The sequence below is a fragment of the Gallibacterium genomosp. 2 genome, assembly GCF_000771895.1.
GTDB lineage: Bacteria > Pseudomonadota > Gammaproteobacteria > Enterobacterales > Pasteurellaceae > Gallibacterium.
The window spans coordinates 1-2,985 of sequence record NZ_JPXY01000073.1 but is presented as its reverse complement, the minus strand read 5'-3'; the positions used below and the strand labels follow the sequence as shown (position 1 = coordinate 2,985).

Sequence of the window (2,985 nt, the reverse complement as noted above, 5' to 3'; positions counted from 1 at the left end):
GTTCTGAAAGCGAAAATAGCGCACAAACCCGTTTTATTCCATACGATTTTAATGCCTTTACCGCTTGGTAGCGTTGCGCTCGAGTGACATAAAAATCGCGGTAGCCTTTTTTAAGATTTCTTTATCCTCTTCGAGAATTTTAATGCGTTGTTCAAGCTCTCGTATCCGTTGTTGTTCCGGTGATAAGGGCTTCGTCCCGGGCAATACATAGCCTTGCTTTTCTGCTTGGACTTGTTTTATCCAACGACGTAATGCCGTTTCGCCTATCCCTAATTCCGAACAGGCCTGGGCAACAGAATAACCTTGCTCGGTGACTAATTTTACCGCGGCAACTTTGTAGTCCGGGCTAAATGTTCTTCTCATCTTAATATCCTCTTTTTGTGATAGTTTACCACCTATTGAGGACTGCAAAATTAGTGTACCACTACATAACTTATTTTAACCTACAATAGCTTGTATTTTTTATCTTTTTCCTATAACGCTTTTTATTGTAAAACGATTAAAATTACAGGCTAACCCTCCGATATTTTTATGACCATTTTTAGCACTTTCCCACCCTTAAATTTAGATTAAATATTCAACAACTCCAAGGGAGTATACTCCCTGTTGTTCTCTCTTTACAGAGAGAACAAAACCCTTTGCCGAAAGGAAAATTTTTTATGTTCTCTAAATAATAATGTGTAATAGGATTTTTCTTATCCTATTACCCTATTATCTTATTTAGATTAGTCAGAATTTATATATAACAATTTCTATTATAAATAAGGTTAGATATATGGCAAAAAATTTTTTTTACCATTTAGATATATTAGATCCACAACAGTTGTTAATCAGCGAAATTATTAAACAAAGAAATATTCGCTGGCTATGTCATTTTACTCCTCGAAAAAATTTAAAAGAAATTAAACGTATAGGGTTGAAACCGAGAAATTTATTAGATCATACTGCTATTTTTACGGATTCATTTCGTTATGATCAAAATAAAAATGCAATTTGTTTATCTATTAGTAAACCAAATAAATGGATGTTTGATATGAAGAGAAAGCAAGGGTTTGATCTTTGCTTGTTATTAATTGATCCTGCGATTTTATATAAAAAGAATTGTCTTTTTTATCCACATAATGCTGCTACAGCGAGCTATCGAAGTATGGAAAGAACGCTCTTTTCAACGGAGCAAGCCTTGGAAAATCTATTTTCTGATGTTATAACTTATCAAAAATCAGGTAGAGAACCACAGGATATTCATCGTAGCTGGAATATGGAGTTAGAAAATTGTGAAACAACATCAGATCAGGCTGAGGTACAATGTTTAGATATTATTGAACCTGAATACATCAAATGCATTATAGAAGATCAAAATATACCTTTAAGTTATCAAGAAATTTTGGAATATCTATCTTCTATTGAATCAGTATTATTAGATGGGAATATTGAATTAAAAGACATATACAATAATGAAGAGCTTTTAGAAAATTCTTTTGAACAGCGTAAAAATTTACTTATTACAGACCCTCCTAAACCTATTAAAGTTAAAAGTTTATTAACTACCAATACTAACTCAATTAGTGATGGCATTGGTTCAACAATACAGATAGTGAGAGCAGATAGATTAGTCAAGTTTAAAGAAGGACTATCACAAGAAGTGGAAAAGGAGCTAATAAAAACCGATAATAGTTTGAAAGCTAATAGATCTAATTATAGTAAGCTAGGTTATTCAGGAGAAACTAGTAGAAATGATAGTTTAAAAACTAATCATAGCGAATCAAGTTATTCAAGTGGAGATAGTTTTGAAGGGATATGTGTGATAATTTTAATTATCATAATATGTATTATTTTATTTTAGGATAAATGTTAATGGAAAATAAAAGTATTGGTAAATCAATTCGTCCTATTTTTATTCCAAATAGGAATGATATTGGTGTAATAGAACGTGAAATATCATTTGATTGGCATATGGGAATGAGTAGAGAGGTAAGAAAACGCTCAATAAATAGTTTGCATAATGAAGCAAGAAAACAAGGGTTTTCTCATATTTTAGAAGCATCAAGTAAATCAGAGCAGGATATTGGTATACAACTTAGTGCATTTTTTTTAAAAAATATTAAGGGGTATCCTGTAGAAAACCTATTTCAAAGCAGTAAAGTTTTTGAAAAAGGAGGACCTTTTCGTGATTTATTAACAGTTACGCCAAGAGAGGCTAAGAAAGATGAACGCTTAAGAAAAAGTGGAAATTTAATTAAATTTACGTTTAATAAAAAAAATTATCCGTTAGAACCTCAAAGTTTATTTTATGATTGGCTATATTTGAATGTATTATTTTCAGATAGAAATCTGGATTTAAGAGAAAAATTTTTTGAAAGTAAATTTGAGGCATTTAGTGATATAGAGTTTAACCCTAAAAAATCATTTAGTTGTCAAGCAAGAACATTGGCATTATGTGTATCACTTTATGAAAATGAATCAGTAAAAGATTTTATAGAAGATCCCATAGGTTTTTCTCAGCAATTTAGTTTATATAATAAAGAATTTATTTTTCATCGTAATGAACAGGCTAACTTTAATTTTTAAGGAGTAATTATGTTTAAAAAATTATTTCAAAATATTTGGACAGATCAAGATGATTCAGTAAAAAATATATATAATGAGGGTGTTAAGGCTTTAGCTAAAGGAGATCAGTTAGATAAGGCGATAGCATTATTTAAGCAAATTGTAGTGGTACACTAATTTTGCAGTCCTCAATAGGTGGTAAACTATCACAAAAAGAGGATATTAAGATGAGAAGAACATTTAGCCCGGATTACAAAGTTGCCGCGGTAAAATTAGTCACAGAGCAAGGTTATTCTGTTGCCCAAGCCTGTTCGGAATTAGGGATAGGCGAAACGGCATTACGTCGTTGGATAAAACAAGTCCAAGCAGAAAAACAAGGCTATGTATTGCCCGGAACGAAGCCCTTATCACCGGAACAGCAACGGATACGAGAGCTTG

Annotated in this window: 5 protein-coding genes; 4 read left to right on the top strand and 1 reads right to left on the bottom strand. The window is 31.7% G+C overall.

Annotation, left to right across the window (positions count from 1 at the left end):
- Nucleotides 1-57: 57 nt before the first annotated feature.
- Nucleotides 58-363 carry an IS3 family transposase gene (locus P375_RS11755; protein ID WP_013744838.1) on the bottom strand — a complete coding sequence of 102 codons (306 nt, stop codon included), beginning with the start codon at nt 361-363 and terminating at the stop codon, nt 58-60.
- 412 nt (nt 364-775) lie between these two features.
- On the opposite strand from P375_RS11755, the gene P375_RS12040 reads away from it, so the two are divergent.
- From P375_RS12040 to P375_RS11740, 4 genes are all read left to right on the top strand, one after another.
- Nucleotides 776-1,843, top strand: a complete 1,068-nt coding sequence (locus P375_RS12040) for a DarT ssDNA thymidine ADP-ribosyltransferase family protein (protein WP_052121846.1) — start codon at nt 776-778, stop codon at nt 1,841-1,843.
- 11 nt (nt 1,844-1,854) lie between these two features.
- On the top strand, nt 1,855-2,568 hold the full coding sequence (locus P375_RS11745) for a DarT1-associated NADAR antitoxin family protein (RefSeq protein WP_052119418.1): 714 nt from the start codon (nt 1,855-1,857) through the stop codon (nt 2,566-2,568).
- Between the two features lie 9 nt (nt 2,569-2,577).
- Nucleotides 2,578-2,724 (top strand): hypothetical protein, encoded by a 147-nt coding sequence (locus P375_RS12480; protein WP_155275609.1) that lies wholly within the window; start codon nt 2,578-2,580, stop codon nt 2,722-2,724.
- A 50-nt stretch (nt 2,725-2,774) separates the two neighbouring features.
- On the top strand, nt 2,775-2,985 hold a 211-nt coding region (locus P375_RS11740; RefSeq protein ID WP_039137255.1), incomplete at its 3' end, for an IS3 family transposase.

What these genes read in the sequence shown, in the direction of transcription:
- P375_RS12040 (WP_052121846.1), top strand. Translation starts at nt 776, where the DNA reads ATGGCAAAAAATTTTTTTTACCATTTAGATATATTAGATCCACAACAG.
- P375_RS11745 (WP_052119418.1), top strand. Translation starts at nt 1,855, where the DNA reads ATGGAAAATAAAAGTATTGGTAAATCAATTCGTCCTATTTTTATTCCA.
- P375_RS11755 (WP_013744838.1), bottom strand. Translation starts at nt 363, where the DNA reads ATGAGAAGAACATTTAGCCCGGACTACAAAGTTGCCGCGGTAAAATTA.
- P375_RS12480 (WP_155275609.1), top strand. Translation starts at nt 2,578, where the DNA reads ATGTTTAAAAAATTATTTCAAAATATTTGGACAGATCAAGATGATTCA.